Source organism: Gillisia mitskevichiae (genome assembly GCF_003634585.1).
In the GTDB taxonomy this organism is placed as follows: domain Bacteria; phylum Bacteroidota; class Bacteroidia; order Flavobacteriales; family Flavobacteriaceae; genus Gillisia; species Gillisia mitskevichiae.
Map to the genome: position 1 here is coordinate 216,477 of NZ_RBLG01000003.1, position 19,544 is coordinate 236,020.

The 19,544-nt window shown below is 33.7% G+C and carries 11 protein-coding genes; 4 read left to right on the forward strand and 7 right to left on the reverse strand.

The window, feature by feature from the left end; genetic code table 11:
• Positions 1 to 547 precede the first annotated feature (547 nt).
• From BC962_RS11825 to BC962_RS11840, 4 genes are all read right to left on the reverse strand, one after another.
• The gene (locus BC962_RS11825) at positions 548 to 2,179 is read right to left on the reverse strand and encodes a hypothetical protein (protein ID WP_121346238.1); all 1,632 of its coding nucleotides are present in this window, start codon (positions 2,177 to 2,179) and stop codon (positions 548 to 550) included.
• Between the two features lie 147 nt (positions 2,180 to 2,326).
• Positions 2,327 to 3,748 carry a hypothetical protein gene (locus BC962_RS11830; RefSeq protein ID WP_121346239.1) on the reverse strand — a complete coding sequence of 474 codons (1,422 nt, stop codon included), beginning with the start codon at positions 3,746 to 3,748 and terminating at the stop codon, positions 2,327 to 2,329.
• Between the two features lie 121 nt (positions 3,749 to 3,869).
• Positions 3,870 to 5,582: a thrombospondin type 3 repeat-containing protein gene (locus BC962_RS11835; RefSeq protein WP_220660186.1), complete on the reverse strand. Its 1,713-nt coding sequence runs from the start codon at positions 5,580 to 5,582 to the stop codon at positions 3,870 to 3,872.
• 224 nt (positions 5,583 to 5,806) lie between these two features.
• Positions 5,807 to 6,853, reverse strand: a complete 1,047-nt coding sequence (locus BC962_RS11840) for a response regulator transcription factor (RefSeq protein ID WP_245984176.1) — start codon at positions 6,851 to 6,853, stop codon at positions 5,807 to 5,809.
• 472 nt (positions 6,854 to 7,325) lie between these two features.
• Here BC962_RS11840 and uvrA point away from each other — a divergent pair, with 472 nt between their 5' ends.
• The 4 genes from uvrA (at position 7,326) to BC962_RS11860 (ending at position 16,359) form a co-directional block, all read left to right on the forward strand.
• Positions 7,326 to 10,157 (forward strand): excinuclease ABC subunit UvrA, encoded by a 2,832-nt coding sequence (gene uvrA, locus BC962_RS11845; RefSeq protein WP_121346240.1) that lies wholly within the window; start codon positions 7,326 to 7,328, stop codon positions 10,155 to 10,157.
• 24 nt (positions 10,158 to 10,181) lie between these two features.
• Positions 10,182 to 10,871, forward strand: a complete 690-nt coding sequence (locus BC962_RS11850) for an LOG family protein (RefSeq protein ID WP_121346241.1) — start codon at positions 10,182 to 10,184, stop codon at positions 10,869 to 10,871.
• Between the two features lie 44 nt (positions 10,872 to 10,915).
• Complete coding sequence (locus BC962_RS11855) at positions 10,916 to 13,732, forward strand: gluzincin family metallopeptidase (RefSeq protein ID WP_121346242.1); 2,817 nt, start codon at positions 10,916 to 10,918, stop codon at positions 13,730 to 13,732.
• Positions 13,733 to 13,947: 215 nt separating this feature from the next.
• The gene (locus BC962_RS11860; RefSeq protein WP_121346243.1) at positions 13,948 to 16,359 is read left to right on the forward strand and encodes an alpha-ketoacid dehydrogenase subunit alpha/beta; all 2,412 of its coding nucleotides are present in this window, start codon (positions 13,948 to 13,950) and stop codon (positions 16,357 to 16,359) included.
• Positions 16,360 to 16,623: 264 nt separating this feature from the next.
• On the opposite strand, the gene BC962_RS11865 is transcribed toward BC962_RS11860, so the two are convergent.
• From BC962_RS11865 to BC962_RS11875, 3 genes are read right to left on the reverse strand one after another with little or no spacing between them, the layout of a single operon-like run.
• Positions 16,624 to 18,132: a PH domain-containing protein gene (locus BC962_RS11865; RefSeq protein WP_121346244.1), complete on the reverse strand. Its 1,509-nt coding sequence runs from the start codon at positions 18,130 to 18,132 to the stop codon at positions 16,624 to 16,626.
• Entirely contained in the window at positions 18,122 to 18,649 is a 528-nt protein-coding gene (locus BC962_RS11870) for a PH domain-containing protein (protein WP_121346245.1), read from the reverse strand. The genes BC962_RS11865 and BC962_RS11870 overlap by 11 nt, the downstream gene beginning before the upstream one ends.
• Positions 18,637 to 19,476, reverse strand: a complete 840-nt coding sequence (locus BC962_RS11875) for a 1,4-dihydroxy-2-naphthoyl-CoA synthase (RefSeq protein ID WP_121346246.1) — start codon at positions 19,474 to 19,476, stop codon at positions 18,637 to 18,639. Before BC962_RS11875 ends, BC962_RS11870 begins: the two co-directional genes overlap by 13 nt.
• Between the last annotated feature and the right edge of the window lie 68 nt (positions 19,477 to 19,544).

The window sequence follows — 19,544 nt, forward strand, 5'->3', positions numbered from 1 at the left end:
AAATTGGGGTTTAAAAAAATTAAATTGAACAAATACATCTTTAGTATTATATTATCTGTTCTGGTTATTAATAAAAAATGTTACGACTTGGATTGTTTCAAAGTTCATTCCAAAAAAAGTAATCATGAGATCACAATTATTTAAAAACCAACCACTTAACAATAAATTATTTCAATTATTCACAATAATTATGAATAATTTTTTAAAATTTTTATACGTTTTTATTAAAAAAAGAATAATTCAATTATTAATTAAGATTGAATCATCTTTGGCAGCTCATTTTGGGGGGAGATATGAGTGCATATTTAAATCAAGTCGCTAAAGTACACAAATATCCGATTAACGACGTTAAAATTTAATGTTTCTTTAACTTTAACATTTTCTATAATAGAAAAGCTGCCCGAAAAATCGGACAGCCTCTTCTATTAACACCTCTAATTATTATTAAAATAACTACTGGTGATTAATAAAACTAACCTCACATACCTATCATCCCCCCGGTTGACAAATAGCAAGCGTTAGTTTTTTATTTATATCATTCGTATTATTATGGACCAACAATATCTTCACATATAACCGCCTCTATGGTAATAAAAACAGGATATGTATATTCATAATCGGAGAATGTTAATGGAATAGCCAATTGATTACCAGATGGTGCTACTATTTCATTGTCACATAAAGTGTGAAAACATTCTACAATTCTAGCATCAGATTCATCACTAGGCCAAATTTTAACTCTGTATCCTTTTATTCTATCTATTACATTTGGAGTATCTAAAGTTACTTGGACATTAGTACCATCTAAAACCACATTAGCAATTCCAAATAATACATCAGGGTCTAACTGACCTTTATCTCCTCTTAATTCCAAATCGGTTTCACCTGTAATAGTATAAACAATACTAGAGTCTGCTAAATCTACCGATACATCGTAGCAATTTCCACCAGATGTACTAGTAAGCTCACAATCTGTTGGAGTACATCCTACAATAGGATCCGTCCAACACCCATCTCCATCAGGATCAACTTGCCCTGTTAACACAGTTGTAATTGGACAGTCATCCACATCATCATTTTTCCCATCATCATCGGTATCTGGATCATTAGGGTTTGTGCCTAACTCTTCTTCCTCTTCATTAGTTAAATTATCCCCATCTGGATCACATTGTGGTCCTGTTGGATCTGTTTCACAATTATCTCCGCCATTTCCATTTCCATTATCATCTCCACAATTAATTCTAACGTGCTCATATCGTGGCGTATCTAAAAGTTGTGCATCTATATCTGCCTGAGTTATTGTGTACTCTACAAAATCTGAAGCACCTGCAATATATGCTCCTGCGTCAAGTACTGTAACTCTTACATAGTACATTCCATCTTCTCCTAATGGAGGTAAAGGGAAACATAAAACTGTAGCTGCAAAAGCATTGCCTTCACCAGAAACAGAATTCATCGCACCATCTACTATCACATTTGTTCCATCATAAGCATCTCCCCATACATCTACCTGGAAGTTTGCTGGATACTCTCTACCTGTCTCATCATAACAGTAGTTAACAAAAACGCAATAGTTGTTAGTTATTCTAATTAAGTTAATATCAAAAAAGATATAACCAAAGGCATCTTCCATACGCGGAACATAACATAACACGTCTACTTCTACATAAGGCTTAGTTCCTGCACCTAACATTATTTCTTGTGGCAAAGGATCCATAACACTACTTGCGTAAGCACCACCTTCTCGAGGAGCTACCCACAGTACTTCATCATCTGCACTATATACTATAAAGTATTGTAATTGATAAGTACCTGCTGGTAATCCCAAAACATCTGAGTATTCCGTTTCCCAACTTCCATTATTATCTTTAAGATTAACTTTGATAAAATCACTTGCATCAGCACCGTCTGCTTCTGGGTTCATACCGCCAACCCATTCATCATCACTATTGGTTAATGCAACCAATACATAAGAAGGAGCAGCATCACTACATACCACGGGATCATCAGATAAATGATCTTTGCTTTGCTTTGCAAAATCATTTAATAAGGTTCCAAATTGTAATTGAAATGTATCCTGACCATCAGCACCTGCAACATCTGTTTCTTCCTTACTACAGGAAGTAAAGAGTAGTGCAAATACCGCCAGAAAGGCTATTGAATGTTTAAAAATTTTCATGATTGAATAATTTAGATTAATTGTATTAAGAATACTTAATACCTGAATTTTAATTAAGTAAGAGCGATTAAAAATTTATACGATTTTTCTAATCGCTCTACACTTAAAAATTATAATAACTTGAAATGAACATTTTAATCTTTAGGTTTAAAGGGAAGGACAAAAGCCTTCTTGGACTCTAACTTTTAAAAAGAAACCACCAGATGCAAGAACTTGTGGTGAGATTACATCACCCTCTAATCTTTCAGTGAAGTTATCATTGTGAACACAGTCATCATTACATCTTGTATCGTTACAAATATCTGCACTAGACCCATTTGGCAATCGAGCATCTATTTCAAAAGCTGAAATTAGATTATTACCTAAATTGGAGAAATGAACTCTAAGGTCTCCGCCTCCACTAAAATCAAGATTCACATCAGCAATTGGATTCGTTGTGCCTTCTACATAAAGTTTGAATGTATCTGAGATATTTGCATTTGTTATATGAACAAATCCAGCTGCGCCCATATCACCTTCTTCAGATAGGAATCCATATACCCCACCGTCACAATAGAAATTACATGAGGATACATTCGCTGTAGAAGGAGTACAATAAGGTTCTTCTTGATTAGGATTACAATTAATTTTTAAGTGCTCGTAACGAGGAGTTTCAGTTAACTGAGCATCAATATCAGATTGATTTATTTGGAATTGCACCACATCTGAAGCGTCAGATGTATATGGTAACAATGCATCATCCATTACTGTAACTCTAACAAAATAAGTATCGTCTCCTTGTAATGGTGGCAATGGGAAACATAACACAGAGGCTGCTGGATAATCACCAGATTGAGAGATGGAGTTCATTTCTCCATTAATCACTATCTCGCTTCCATCATATCCATCTGCCCATACCTCAACCATAAATTTGGCAGGATATTCTCTTCCAGTCTCATCATCACAATAATTCACGAAGATGCAATAGTTGTTAGTTATTCTTATTAAATTAAGGTCGAAGAAAATATAACCATAAGCCTCTTCCATACGAGGAACATAACATAAAACATCTACCTCTACATAAGGTTTAGTTCCTGCTCCTAACATAATTTCTTGTGGCAAAGGATCCACTACGCTTCCTGCATATGCACCGCCTTCTCTAGGGGCTACCCAAAGTACCTCATCATCGGCACTATACACAATAAAATATTGTAATTGATAAGTCCCTGCTGGTAAACCTAAAACATCTGAGTATTCTGTTTCCCAGCTGCCATTATTATTTTTAAGGTTTACTCTAATAAAATCACTTGCATCAGCACCATCTGCTTCTGGGTTCATACCCCCTACCCACTCATCGTCACTATTGGTTAATGCAACTAATACATAGGAAGGTGCAGCATCACTACACTCTACTGGATCATCGGATAAATGATCCTTGCTTTGATCAAAATCATTTAATAAGGTTCCAAATTGTAATTGAAAAGTATCCTGCCCATCAAGGCCGGCAATATCAGATTCTTCCTTGCTACACGATGTAAATATTAGTGCAAGGATCGCAATAAAACTTAAATAGTAATTAAATTTTTTCATGATTAAATAGTTTAGATTAATAATATATTTAGAATGGCTAATAAAAGAATATGGATATAGTTTGAATATTAAAATAACCATCCATTGAATTCATCATTCAATGGATGGCATTTATTAAATGTTAGTCATCATCATCAGTTCCGTTATCATCACCATTACAAGTATTACCTGCATGTACAATAACCCAGAAGCTACTATCTGAACTGGTTCTGGTAAGTGTGAATTCTAACTCACTATCTCCCACCTCATCATTTCGGTTGTATTTACCTGGACTTTTTGCAGTATCCCCAGGACTATCTTCACTTAAATAAACATGAAGGTCTGAAATACTAAAGCCTGAGTTTAAACTAATTGAAAAGTGAACCTGGTCTCCATTTGTAGTAATGGTTACTTCTCCTGCATTTGTACCTTTACTTAGATCATTTTGACCAGCTCCTCTCCATAAATCGAAGGTTTGACTGTTATTATCATCATTATCTGCAGTATTGTAGTTATGAGCCCAGCCCCATCTGTTGGATTTTGAAATCTCATTGATTCTAGTATTTCCAAACATAAAGGCAGTTCCACATCCGGTATCTACATCTTCTTCAGGACACCCGTTATTTGTTGTACTATAAACATCTGGACACGCATCTACACAGTTTTTAAAACCGTCTCCATCTGTATCTCTATCGTCACAATCATCACAGACATCACCTTTACCATCTCCATCTTCATCAGCTTGATCTAGATTGGCTACATTAGGACAATTGTCACATCCATCTGGGATACCATCACCATCTGCATCTTCCTTATCATCATAACCTGGACATAAATCATCATTATCTGGTACGCAATCTCCATCTGAATCTTCTGGAGTTATTGGACAATCATCTGGAGGAGTTCCACAATTAATTCTTAAGTGCTCATATCGTGGCGTATCTAAAAGTTGTGCATCTATATCTGCCTGCGTTATTGTATACTCTACAAAATCTGAAGCACCTGCAATATATGCTCCTGCGTCAAGTACTGTAACTCTTACATAGTACATTCCATCTTCTCCTAATGGAGGTAAAGGGAAACATAAAACTGTAGCTGCGAAAGCATTGCCTTCACCAGAAACAGAATTCATCGCACCATCTACTATTACATTTGTTCCATCATAAGCATCTCCCCATACATCTACCTGGAAGTTTGCTGGATACTCTCTACCTGTCTCATCATAACAGTAGTTAACAAAAACGCAATAGTTATTAGTTATTCTTATTAAATTAATATCGAAAAAGATATAACCAAAGGCATCTTCCATACGTGGAACATAACATAACACGTCTACTTCTACATAAGGCTTAGTTCCTGCACCTAACATTATTTCTTGTGGCAAAGGATCCATAACACTACTTGAATAAGCACCTCCTTCTCGAGGAGCTACCCACAGTACTTCATCATCTGCACTATATACTATAAAGTATTGTAATTGATAAGTACCTGCTGGTAATCCTAAAACATCTGAGTATTCCGTTTCCCAACTTCCATTATTATCTTTAAGATTAACTTTGATAAAATCACTTGTATCAGCACCATCTGCTTCTGGGTTCATACCGCCAACCCATTCATCATCACTATTGGTTAATGCAACCAATACATAAGAAGGAGCAGCATCACTACATACCACGGGGTCATCAGATAAATGATCTTTGCTTTGCTTTGCAAAATCATTTAATAAGGTTCCAAATTGTAATTGAAAGGTATCCTGACCATCGGGCCCTTTAACATCGGTTTCTTCCTTGCTACAGGAGGTAACGCATAGTGCGAGAATCGCAATAAAACTTAAGTAGTAATTAATTTTTTTCATAATTAAATAGTTTAGATTAATAATATATTTAGAATGGTTAATAAAATTATTACGTAAGTACCTGTAGGGAGTACAGTTATGTTATTTTCGGGATGTTCCTTTTGGGAATATTCTAATTAAACAGGAAGTTGTAGATGGGGGTGACTTCTTGCTTTAAAGTAAAGATATATTGATATCTAGGAGTAGGCCTATGGGGGAATTCCCCCATAATTTTTAATTAATCCTTATGCCCTATTATGTTGTAAATCGATTAAATTATGGCTTACAGCGTATATGATGCTTTCCAATATAGTATCAGAATTAGTGCGCTTAACGATGTTTGCCCTATGCTTCTCTATAGTCTTAGGAGAAATATATAAGGTGTCAGAAATTTCTTTCGTTTTATAACCTTTACACAATAATTGAATAATTTCTTTTTCTCTTTTTGTAAAGCAGAATTCTGTCAAATTGGAGTTTTCTTCGAAGCAGTTTTCAACATTTTCAGAGGAGCTTCCTACTTTTTCATTAATCACAGAATCTTCATCAAAGAAGTGAATCATCATAATGAATTGGCCTTGAAGCAATTTATCTAGTTTGCTAAAACTAATCTTAGCATTCCTAGTTTTATTGTTTTTCAGTTTTAAGGAGGTTTTAGTTACAGCTTTCATATGCTTGCCTCTAGCAAAATTCCTTAAACTCGCTCTCACCTTTGTTTTATTCTTACAGTCTACAAAATCTGTAAGTTTTATATTTTCAACATCTAAATTGTCTAGTTTAAAGGACTCCTTAAATGAATCGTTCATTGCAATTATAGTATCCTGTTGTAGTAGGATTACAGGATTTACCAATATATTAAATAGTCCCATAAAAGAGTCCTTCCAATAATTCGTAATCGTTAATTTTGAATGTATTTGCTTTAAGATCCTATTATATAGATGTGATTTTGTACAGGTATTATAGATTACCTCATTTACCTCATTCTTATATTGCAGCTCAACAATACTCTTAACATTTTCATCTGCATACATTACTAGATAGCACTTATTTAGGAAATGAGTAGATTTAAAATTTGAAATATTTTTAAGACTTTTTGTGCTTAGTGAGGTTTGATCTACAATAATAATATCTGGAAGTAAATCCAGAGCTAAGTTGTAACCAGTATGAATTGAATTTGCCGAATTTATTTCGCAATCTACACTCAAATTCTCAGCTATATTTGAGCTAAAATCCTTATGATCGCTAATGACCAATAATTGCTTCTTATCTGTTCTCATCCCATTAATTTTAAACATAATTCCAATTTTAATTTGTAGGTATAAAGAATATGATTCAGGCTAACTAAAATTAATTCTCAGAGAGAATAATTTTGAAATATGTAGGGAAGGATATTAATTTAAATTCAAGTCAATGAAATCGACTCTAAGTGTGGGGAATAAAATGGGGGAATTTTAATATTCTAAATTTAAGGGAAATCACCCATATCAATGAAATTATTTTGGTAATATTAAACTGACAATCAGGATATTATATTTACGATTTAATTATAAATTAAATCGTTAAAAACGCTTTTCATCTCTATAAATCCACAAAATCTATAATTCATTTAATTTTTTTAAAAAAATTAAACGTCAAGAATGCTTTACTAGCTAGTTTTTCTCTAATAATTATATAGTAGAATATTTACCTTTAAATTAACATGCGTGAATTGGTGCTTACTTTTTAGTTAGCAACAGTTTAAGTACCTTTGCGGACTTGACTAAAAATATGGCTAAAGCTGAAGAAAACATTGAAGTACTAGGGGCTCGGGTACATAATTTAAAGAATATAGATGTTACTATTCCCCGCGAAAAATTAGTAGTTATTACCGGTCTCTCAGGATCTGGAAAATCATCCTTAGCATTCGACACTATTTATGCTGAAGGACAACGTCGTTATATAGAAACATTTTCCTCCTACGCAAGGCAATTTCTTGGCGGCATGGAGCGACCAGATGTAGATAAAATTGAAGGATTATCTCCCGTTATTGCTATAGAGCAAAAAACTACCAGTAAAAACCCAAGAAGTACTGTTGGTACTATAACGGAAATTTACGATTTCTTAAGGCTACTTTTTGCTAGAACTGGCGATGCCTTTAGCTACAATACCGGTGAAAAAATGGTGAGCTATAATGATGAGCAAATTAAAGAGCTTATTATTAAAAACTTCCTAGGAAAAAAAATAAGTATCCTAGCGCCAGTTGTTAGATCTAGAAAAGGTCATTATAGAGAGTTATTTGAACAAATAGCGAAACAAGGTTTTGTAAAAGTAAGAACAGATGGAGAAGTTCGGGATCTAATAAAGGGAATGAAACTGGATAGATATAAGATCCACGAAGTGGAAATTGTGATAGACAGGCTTCAAATAGATGAAAATGCAGAATCTGATAAGCGTTTAGAAGAAAGCATTAAAACAGCCATGTATCATGGAGAAGATGTTTTGATGGTTTTGGAACAAGATTCTAATGAAGTTAGATATTTCAGTAGAAATCTAATGTGCCCAACCTCCGGAATTTCCTATCCTAACCCAGAGCCAAATAATTTCTCGTTTAATTCTCCAAAAGGAGCGTGTCCTAATTGCAACGGGATTGGAACTCTCCATAAAATAAATGTAGACAAAGTTATTCCGAAGAAAAATCTTTCTATTAAGAATGGAGCTCTTGCGCCACATGGTCCACAAAAAAAGAACTGGGTATTCTCACAGCTGGAACTTATTGCTGAACGATTTGAATTCAAATTAAGTGATCCTGTAGAAAAAATACCAAGTGCTGCATTAGAAATGATCCTATTTGGAGGTAAAGAAAAATTCTCTAAACAATCCGATACTTTAGGAATAACCAGAGATTTTAAAATTGATTTTGAAGGAGTTGCCACTTTTATAGAGAACACATATAATAGTAATGAATCTACTTCTCTAAAACGTTGGGCTAAAGAATATATGGATAAAATAGATTGTCCAGTATGTCATGGCAGTAGATTGCGTCAAGAATCACTTTATTTTAAAATCAATAATCAAAATATAGCTGAATTAGCTAACAAGGACATTACAGATCTTGCTGATTGGTTCGCAAATTTGGAATCAAGCCTTTCAGAAAAACAATTACAAATTGCTTCAGAAGTTATTAAAGAGATCCGGACTCGTTTGCAGTTCTTAATAGATGTTGGTCTTACTTATTTATCCCTGAACAGAAGCTCCAAATCCTTATCTGGAGGAGAAGCTCAAAGAATTAGACTAGCTACACAAATTGGTTCTCAATTAGTAGGAGTGCTTTACATTCTCGATGAACCTAGTATTGGTTTGCATCAGCGTGATAATGAAAAATTGATAAACTCCTTAGAAGCTCTTAGAGATATAGGAAATTCTGTAATTGTGGTAGAGCATGATAAAGACATGATAGAGCGAGCAGATCATGTTATAGATATTGGACCTAAAGCTGGGAAACACGGGGGAGAGATTATAAGCCAAGGAACTCCCGCACAAATAAAAAAGCACAGTACCATTACTGCTTCCTACCTTAATGGAACCATGGAAATTGAAGTTCCTAAAAAGCGCAGAAAAGGAAATGGCAAACATATTACCCTTAGTGGTGCCACTGGAAATAACTTAAAAGATGTTACGGTAAAGATCCCATTAGGTAAAATGATCGCTGTCACCGGAGTTTCTGGTAGTGGAAAATCTACTTTAATTAATGAAACTTTATACCCTATAATGAATGCTTTTTACTTTAATGGTGTAAAAGTTCCTATGCCTTACAAAAGTATTAAGGGGCTAGAACATATAGATAAAGTAATAGATATTAACCAATCTCCTATTGGAAGGACTCCTAGATCTAATCCTGCAACTTATACAGGTTTGTTCTCTGAAGTTAGAAACTTGTTCGCTAAAACTCCCGAAGCTTTAATTAGAGGTTATAAGCCTGGAAGATTTAGTTTTAATGTAAAAGGAGGAAGATGTGAAACTTGTAGAGGTGGCGGACTTCGAGTGATAGAAATGAATTTTCTACCAGACGTATACGTAGAATGTGAAACTTGCCAAGGGAAAAGATTTAATAGAGAGACGCTGGAAATACGATATAAGGGAAAATCTATTTCAGATGTTTTAGACATGACTATTGAAGAAGCTACAGATTTCTTTGAATTGATTCCTAAGATATACAGAAAATTAAAAACATTGAGAGACGTAGGCTTGGGTTACATTACACTGGGCCAACAAAGTACCACGCTATCTGGTGGGGAAGCTCAAAGAATTAAACTTTCTACAGAACTTTCTAAGCGCGATACTGGGAATACTTTTTATATATTAGACGAGCCTACCACAGGGCTACATTTTGAAGACGTCCGAGTTTTGATGGATGTTCTTAATAAATTAGCCAATAAAGGAAATACAGTTCTTATTATTGAACACAACTTAGATGTAATTAAATTAGCCGACCATATAATTGATATAGGTTACGAGGGCGGGAAAAATGGTGGTGAAGTTATAGTTACTGGGACTCCAGAAGTTGTTGCAAAACATAAGAAGAGTTATACTGCACACTATTTAAAGAAAGAATTAAAATAAATTAAGATTTAGAATAACACAGAAATGAGAGCTAAGCAAGAAAATAAAGCGTGGAACGGAATTAAAACTAACGATTCCTGGGCTATTTTTAAAATAATGGGTGAATTTGTAAAAGGATATGAAAAGCTAAGTCAAATAGGACCTTGCGTTTCAGTCTTTGGATCTGCTCGTACAAAACCAGACCAAAAATATTATAAGTTAACCGAGAGGATCGCCCAAAAAATTGTAGATCATGGATATGGAGTAATTACTGGAGGTGGACCTGGAATTATGGAAGCTGGTAATAAAGGAGCACATCTTGCTGGTGGGACATCAGTTGGGTTGAATATAGAATTGCCATTCGAGCAACATGACAACCCATATATTGACCATGATAAAAGTTTAGATTTCGATTATTTCTTTGTTAGAAAAGTAATGTTTGTGAAATATTCTCAAGGTTTTGTAGTAATGCCTGGAGGTTTTGGAACATTAGATGAACTTTTTGAAGCAATCACTTTAATACAAACCAACAAGATCGATAAATTTCCAATAATTTTAGTAGGAACAGAATATTGGGGAGGTTTAATAGATTGGATAAAATCTACCTTACTAGATGGATTCCAGAACATAAGCGATGGCGATATAGATTTGGTTCAAGTTGTAGATACAGAAGATGAAGTTATAGCCATCCTGGATGATTTCTATGATGAATACAATCTAAGTCCTAATTTCTAGGAAACTAAAATAGTTCTGATATTAATTTTTAATTTATTTGCCCTTTGAAAATTAAATTAATTTCCATTTTAATTATTGGTTTGTGCTTTACTGATTTCAGTTTTGGACAAACCAATATGGATATTATAGCGGTATTGAATGATTCTACCCGAACATTTAATATTCAACATAAAATTGAATATGAGAACACTAGTAAAGACACATTAACCTCCATCTTTTTAAACGATTGGGCCAATAGCTATAAAGATAAATCTACTCCCCTAGCAAAACGCTTTGCAGAAGATTACTTAAGAAGATTTCATTTTGCTAAATCAGAAGAACGAGGATATACTAGAATATATAGTGTCACTGGGAAAGATCTTAAACCCTATAATTGGCAAAGACCAGAAAACGAACCGGACATTATAGAAATTGTTCTAGATAATCCATTGTTACCGGGAGAAAAACAAGTTATAGATATATTATATACTGTTAAGATCCCTTCAGATAAATTCACTAGATATGGTTATGATGATTTAGGGAACTTTAAATTAAATTATTGGTATATAACTCCTGCAGTTTACAAAAAAGGATGGCAAATATACAGTGACAAAAACTTAGGAAATCAATATACGCCTCCTGTAAATATTACAATTAAATTATCTACTAGGCCATATTTATATGTAGCATCTCCCTTAAAAACAGATAGATTAGTAACAGAGGATCTTTATAAAACCACTTATCTATCGGGAACAAATAGTGTTTCTTCTCAATTATATTTAACCAAATCTTACAGATTTGAGTCTATACAAGCAAATTCTACAGAGATTGTCACAAATTTAGATGATGAAGGACTAAACAAGGAAATTAAAGCTAGCCTACTCTCTAGGATCATGGGCTTCTTAGAAACTACATTAGGTGAATATCCTCAGAATTCATTAATGGTTACAAGGGATGAATATTTAAATAATCCAGTTTATGGTCTTAACCAGTTACCAGATTTTATAAGACCTTTTCCTGATGGTTTTCAATATGACATTAAGCAGTTAAAAACCATAACCAATCAATTTGTAAAAAACACCATTCTAGTTAATCCTAGAAATGAACAATGGGTTTATGATGCCTTGGTGATCTCTTTAATGATAGATTATGTAGATGAATATTATCCTAACATGAAATTACTTGGAAGCCTAAGTGATTTTCTTATTGTTAAATGGTTTCACGCAGCAGACCTTGAGTTTAACGATCAGTATCCGTTTATGTATTTGCATATGGCTAGGATGAATATAGATCAGTCATTATCTACAGCTCAAGATTCCTTGGTGAAATTCAATAAAAATATAGGGAATGCTTATAAAGCTGGAACAGGATTAAAGTATCTCCAAGAATACCTTCAATCTAATGAAGTAAAAGAATCAATCTCAGAATATTATAATTCTTATGTTCTTAAACCTTCAAGCGAAGAGGATTTCCTTAATATTCTTCAGAAGAACACGCAAAAAGACATTTCGTGGTTTAAACAAGATTATGTTAAGTCTAAAACAAAGATAGATTACACTATAAGCAAGCTAAGAAAAACTCCCGATTCTCTAAAAGTCACCATTAAAAATAAGAGAGATAATAATATGCCTATTTCTCTATATGGTTTAAATAATGGGAAAGTGGTTTATAAAACTTGGGTAGGAAATATTCAGGAAAGCAAGCAAGTGACCATTCCTAGGGATAGTATAGAGAGACTCGCGTTAAATTATGAAGGCGTTGTTCCCGAAGTTAATCAAAGAAATAATTATAGAAGAGTAACTACTCTGCTTAATAAGCCACTACAATTTAGATTGTTTCAGGATATTGAAGATCCAAGATATACCCAATTTTTCTTTATGCCAGAATTCAATTATAACTTGTATGATGGAATTTCTATTGGTCCTAAATTGTATAATAAAACCTTTCTGAATAAAGACTTTGAATGGAAGATCTCTCCAAAATATGGGTTTACCAGTCAGACAATTGTAGGTTCTGTTTCTGCCAATTACACGAATTATCTGGATGATGAAAATCTATTTGCCATGAAATTCGGATTTGGAGGAACACGGTTTTCTTATGGGTATAATTTATTCTACGAAAAATTCACTCCATTCATGGGACTCTATTTTAGAAATTCCTATTTAAGAGATAATCAAAGACAATCCTTAACTTTTAGAAATGTTAATGTAAAGCAAGATCTGGATCCTCTTAACCCAGTAGAGCAACCTAAATATAATGTGGTTAATTTGAGCTATAATTTTAGCGACACCAATTTAATAGACTATTTAAGAGGTGGTGTAGATTATCAAATCGCTAAAAATTTCAGCAAGGTTTCTTTAACGGTAGAATACCGAAAACTATTTAAAAATAACCAACAATTAAATCTTAGATTATTTGCGGGGACCTTTTTATTTAATGACGAAACAGATAATGACTACTTCAGTTTTGCTTTAGACAGACCTTCAGATTATTTATTTGATTATAATTATTATGGTCGTAGCCAGGCAAGTGGTCTTTTTAGCCAACAAATTATTGTAGCTGAAGGTGGATTTAAATCTAAGTTAGAACCTGCTTTCGCTAATCAATGGATGGCCACAGCTAATGCAAGTACTAATATCTGGAAATGGATCTACGCTTATGGTGATTTGGGTGTTGTGAAAAATGAAAGCATCAGTCCAAAATTCGTATATGATTCTGGAGTTAGAATGAGTTTGGTTGCCGATTATTTTGAAGTTTTTTTACCTGTATATTCTAATCTTGGATGGGAAATAGGACAAAAAGATTATGATCAAAAAATAAGGTTTATAGTAACTTTAGATATTAATACCCTTATTAGATTATTTACCCGAGAATGGTATTAAGCCATTAATTGAAAAAGATATTTTCAATTGTAGTTTAAGGAATAAATACAACACACATTATTAGATTCGTAATTAATCCTAAATTATATCTCAATAATTATCAATAGTTTAACTATTTCAATATTTTTTGCATTTTTACATAAATTATGTCAAGTTTATTGAATTGTATTTAACCCTAGTTTTAGCTATATTTGTAACAATTCAAACATTATTTCATGCAAAGCGAAATTCAATCAAAAGAATCTATATCCTTTGAAGATTTTAAAACGCAAGTTTTAGAAGATTATAAAATTGCCGTTACCAGTAGAGAATGTAGTCTATTGGGGAGAAGAGAAGTGTTAACGGGCAAGGCAAAATTCGGGATATTTGGAGATGGGAAGGAAATTCCACAGTTGGCATTGGCCAAAGCTTTTAAAAATGGAGATTTTCGTTCAGGTTATTATAGGGATCAAACCTTTATGATGGCTATTGGCGAACTTACTATAGAGCAATTTTTTGCTGGATTATATGCAGATACAAATATAGATAATGAACCGATGTCTGGCGGTAGACAAATGGGAGGACATTTTGCTACTCAAAGTTTGGAAGCAGATGGATCTTGGAAAAATTTGATGCAGCAAAAGAACTCCAGTGCAGATATTTCTCCAACTGCAGGCCAAATGCCAAGACTTCTTGGATTGGCTCAGGCTTCTAAAATATATAGAAATGTAGAAGGTATAGATGCTGAAAAATTTTCTGACAATGGAAATGAAATAGCTTGGGGAACTATTGGTAACGCTAGTACCAGTGAAGGCCATTTTTGGGAAACCATTAATGCTGCCGGAGTGCTACAAGTACCAATGGTAATGAGTGTTTGGGATGATGAATATGGAATTTCTGTTCACGCTAAGCATCAAACCACAAAAGAAAACATCTCTGAAATACTTAAAGGTTTTCAAAGAGATGAAGAGAAAAAAGGATACGAAATTATTGTAGTGAATGGTTGGAATTATGTTGCTCTTGTAGAGGCTTACGAGAAAGCCTCAAGAATTGCAAGATCCACCCACTCCCCTGTTCTTATTCATGTAAATGAACTAACACAACCGCAAGGTCACTCTACATCTGGTTCTCATGAACGTTATAAAGATGAAGATAGATTATCTTGGGAAAGAGAATTTGATTGTAATGTAAAGTTCAAGGAATGGGTTTTAGAAAATAATTTTGCTTCAGAAGAAGAATTAGAAGCTATAGATAAGGACATCAAAAAACAGGTAAGAGACGGGAAAAAAGCGGCATGGACGGCATACAGCCAACCCATGAAAGATAAACTTTCAGACTTACTGCCTATACTAGAAAATGCAGCGGCAAATAGTGAAGATAAGGATGCTATTGAATTTATGATAAAGGAACTTGCAGAAATAAAAGATCCTCTAAAAAAAGATCTTCTGGTAGTTGCAAGAAAGAGTTTACGATATATGATAGGATTAGATAGCAGTGCTAAATCTGATCTCATAAATTGGATTGAAAAGTATACCTCTACCTCTCAACCAGAATATAGCAGCAATCTCTACAGTGAATCTACTAACAATGCCTTGTCTATTGAAGAAGTAGCAGCGACTTATGACGACGATGCAAAGGATGTTGATGCTAGAATTATATTAAGAGATAACTTCGATAAGATTTTCGCTAATAAACCTGAGACATTGATCTTTGGGGAAGATAGTGGAGCCATTGGAGATGTAAATCAAGGTTTGGAAGGACTTCAGGAAAAATATGGAGAACTACGTGTTGCAGATGTTGGAATTCGTGAAGCTACTATATTAGGTCAAGGTTTAGGAATGGCAATGAGAGGCCTACGTCCTATTGCTGAAATACAATATTTAGATTATATCTTGTACGCTCTTCAGATCATGAGTGATGATCTTGCAACAGTACAATACAGAACCAAAGGGAAGCAAAAAGCACCGCTAATTGTTAGAACCAGAGGACATAGATTAGAAGGTATCTGGCATAGTGGGTCGCCAATGGGAGCCTTGGTACATTTACTTAGAGGAATCCATATTTTGGTACCTAGAAACATGACTAAGGCCGCTGGATTTTATAACACGCTATTAGAAGCAGATGAACCTGCATTGGTGATAGAATGTTTAAATGGTTACCGACTTAAAGAAAAGTTACCAAATAACTTTGGAGAATTTAGAACAGCTTTAGGAGTTGTAGAAACTATCAAAGAAGGATCAGATATTACTTTGGTTTCTTATGGTTCTACACTAAGGTTGGTTGAAGAAGCTGCAAATGAATTAGAATTAGTTGGAATAAATGCTGAAGTAATAGATGTTCAATCTCTATTACCTTTCGATATTAATAAGGACATTGTAAAAAGTGTTGCTAAAACTAATAGACTATTAGTGATAGATGAAGATGTTCCCGGTGGAGCTTCTGCATATATTATGCAGGAAATTCTAGAGAATCAGAATGCCTATATTCATTTAGACAGTAAGCCACAAACCTTAACTGCTAAAGAACATAGACCAGCTTATGGAACAGATGGAGATTATTTCTCCAAACCTTCTACGGAAGATATCTATGAAAAAATATATGCTATTATGAATGAAGCTAATCCTTCTAAGTTTCCGAAACTGAGATAGACACTAAAATCATTTTTATAAAAAGCCCCGTTCTAAAATTAGAACGGGGCTTTTTTTATATCATTTAACTTTCTATAGTCAAGCTGTCCCGATGGCTATCGGGAATGTTTCAATTTCTCTTAACATTTTAATTAATAATATATCCTGAAATAATTCCCCTAGCTATATCGGGATAGGATGACGATATTTAATGGCCTATAATTTTGATTTAGTCTATCTATCCTTGATGTGTTTAGGAATTTTATTTCAGAACTTAAACCAAATCTACATCCAACTACTTGAATTAGTTTCAACTTTATAAAACATATAGTTAATATAAGGGAGTATATTATTGTTTACTGCCCGAAATGGAATATCTCCTCCTGCAGTATGAAAAACAATATTTGCTAAGTTCCGTTTTTTATACCATAAGGGTTGAGAGATACTAATAGACTGGATCTTGTAAATCTCAAATCGCTCTTCTATTTTACTCCAAACTCCATATTTCTTGTAAACGAATTCTTCTGTAATAATCAGTTTTAGCGACCTGAACATTAAAATTTGCCATATTACCCCAATAATAGAATATAGGCCTATAAATAAAAGCCAGATCTTAATAGAAATTGCATCTATAAAAACAACTGTAAGATAACTTACCAAGGCAGGTATCAATAATAATAGTAAGTATCTAATTAAGAGGACTCTATTTGGTGAAAATGATCTTTCAATATTGCTGGATCTATTTGAATAAAGAAAGGAATTTACTTTAGAAACAGTGTCTTCATCCAAGCCTGGAATTTTGATCTTACTTTTCTGCAAGTCATTTTCTGAATTGGCCAGCGAAATACGCACCTGATATAAATTCAACCATTTCTGAACCGGATTGGTAATTACTTGTAACATTTGCACGCGTTTGGGCTTTAAAGAAACTTTTGTATTTGTATTTAAGCCCATCTCCAACTCTAAACTATCTTTGGTTTGAGTTAATTTTAAATTGAAATATTTAATAAATACTTCAGCTATAGTTATTAAAATACTAAGCAGCAGAACAAAAAATGCAATCAACATAAATATCGACACAGATTCCAAAGGTCCAGACAATTCACTTAAATATTCCTGTAGCGTATCAGAATATTCTTCGGACACTGTTCTTAATTCATTATAAATAGTTGCGAAAAACGCAGACATTAATACTAAACCTCGCAAATAATTAGTGCTAATTCCTATTTTCAATAAGCTTAAAAAACTCAATTTATGAGACCAATCTTGATTTTGATTTGAGTTTTTAGACATTTCTGCCTCAGTGATATTAACGGAATATTTATCTCTTACTTCAATTAGAATTCCCAAGAGTTGGTTTGCTCTCTCATTAGAAATAGCATTTATATTTATTTCCTCTTCTTTACTCCCGGCTGTTTCAATTACAAAACTACTAACATCTAAAATGCGTTGTAGAATAGAGCGTTTAATATATACCTGCTGAATTCTATCAAAAGGAATTGCAATATTCTCTTTATTAAAAACTCCTTTTTCCAGAATAAATTCTTGCTTCGCGTAATCTATATGAAATAGAAATCTTCTATAATAAACAAAACTGTAAATAAGAATAAGAATGGTTGCACCCCCCAAACCCAACGAAATGTAAATTATTGTGGATATACTTGGGCCAGTGAATAAGAAATATATAATAATGGCCCAAAATCCTTTTAATAAATTGAAAATCTTAGTTAGAAAAATTAATAAGACCCCAATTTGAGATTGTCTCTGAGGTGCTCCAAATAAATTAGAATTCATCTGAAGTAAGCTTTGTGGCCAAAGCCTCTTTTAACCGGACCGCAAGTTCTGGAGCAAGTCCTGTAATTATTATATCACTACCGCTACCCCCAGCGGTAAAAATCTTAAGAGTAGCTATCTTAAGCATCTTATCCAGTAAATCTCTGGAAATGGATACATGCTGAATTCTATTAAATGGAACTACCGTAGTTTTAGTAACCAAATTACCTCTTCTATATAAAATATCCTTTTCTCGAAGAGCAAATCCATAATTCTTTTGAAGCTTAGAAATGTTCCAAAATTGAAAACCAAAGTATAAAATGACGGCAGTAATGAGTAATATTAATTGGGCTTGTCCAATTCTAAAATAAAATAAGATCCCACAACCAAGTATTGCCGCACACAAAAATAGAGTGTTTAGTAGATTAGCCTTTATAAGATTATTTTTAGAAATCGCCTGAAAATCTACTGTCTCGAATTGAGGCAATGAATTAATATCTATTTCCTGATTGGTAAAATTTTCCATTATGGAAGCCATTTCTTCTCAAAATTAGGTTTGCGTTTTTCTAAAAATGCATCTCTACCTTCTTTAGCTTCCTCTGTCATATAGGCAAGTCTAGTAGCTTCTCCTGCAAAAACTTGCTGTCCAACCATACCGTCATCTGTAAGATTCATTGCGAATTTCAACATTTTAATAGAAGTAGGTGATTTTGCCAATATTTCCTGAGCCCACTCGTAGGCCGTGTTTTCTAAATTTGCATGTGGAATAACCGCATTTACCATTCCCATTTCAAAAGCCTCTTTTGCAGAATAATTTCTTCCTAAGAAAAAGATCTCTCTTGCTCGTTTCTGCCCTACCATTTTCGCAAGGTATGCAGAACCATAGCCACCATCGAAACTAGTAACGTCTGCATCGGTTTGTTTAAATATTGCATGTTCTTCACTAGCTAAAGTCATATCACACACTACATGCAAGCTATGCCCTCCTCCAACTGCCCATCCTGGCACCACAGCGATCACCACTTTAGGCATAAACCGTATTAAGCGTTGCACCTCTAATATATTAAGTCTATGCATTCCATCTTCACCTACGTAACCTTGATGTCCTCTGGCTTTCTGGTCGCCACCACTACAAAATGAATAAACTCCATCTTTAGAAGAAGGTCCTTCTGCAGAAAGTAAAACCACTCCTATAGAAGTATCTTCTTGCGCATCGTAAAAGGCATCATATAATTCGCTTGTAGTTTTAGGCCTAAATGCATTGCGTATATCTGGTCTATTAAAAGCTATTCTTGCTACTCCATTAGCTTTTTTGTAAGTAATGTCCTCGTATGTTTTAGCAGTCTTCCAATCTATCTTGCTCATCTTTTTAATTTTTTATAAAAATAGAGTTTTTGTAAAACTGTACATAATATTAAACAAAGAAGAATTAT

Excerpts from the sequence above, each read along its gene's own strand:
- BC962_RS11825 (WP_121346238.1), bottom strand. The coding sequence starts at position 2,179 with ATGAAAATTTTTAAACATTCAATAGCCTTTCTGGCGGTATTTGCACTA.
- BC962_RS11830 (WP_121346239.1), bottom strand. The coding sequence starts at position 3,748 with ATGAAAAAATTTAATTACTATTTAAGTTTTATTGCGATCCTTGCACTA.
- BC962_RS11835 (WP_220660186.1), bottom strand. The coding sequence starts at position 5,582 with ATGAAAAAAATTAATTACTACTTAAGTTTTATTGCGATTCTCGCACTA.
- BC962_RS11840 (WP_245984176.1), bottom strand. The coding sequence starts at position 6,853 with ATGTTTAAAATTAATGGGATGAGAACAGATAAGAAGCAATTATTGGTC.
- uvrA (WP_121346240.1), top strand. The coding sequence starts at position 7,326 with ATGGCTAAAGCTGAAGAAAACATTGAAGTACTAGGGGCTCGGGTACAT.
- BC962_RS11850 (WP_121346241.1), top strand. The coding sequence starts at position 10,182 with ATGAGAGCTAAGCAAGAAAATAAAGCGTGGAACGGAATTAAAACTAAC.
- BC962_RS11860 (WP_121346243.1), top strand. The coding sequence starts at position 13,948 with ATGCAAAGCGAAATTCAATCAAAAGAATCTATATCCTTTGAAGATTTT.
- BC962_RS11865 (WP_121346244.1), bottom strand. The coding sequence starts at position 18,132 with ATGAATTCTAATTTATTTGGAGCACCTCAGAGACAATCTCAAATTGGG.
- BC962_RS11870 (WP_121346245.1), bottom strand. The coding sequence starts at position 18,649 with ATGGCTTCCATAATGGAAAATTTTACCAATCAGGAAATAGATATTAAT.
- BC962_RS11875 (WP_121346246.1), bottom strand. The coding sequence starts at position 19,476 with ATGAGCAAGATAGATTGGAAGACTGCTAAAACATACGAGGACATTACT.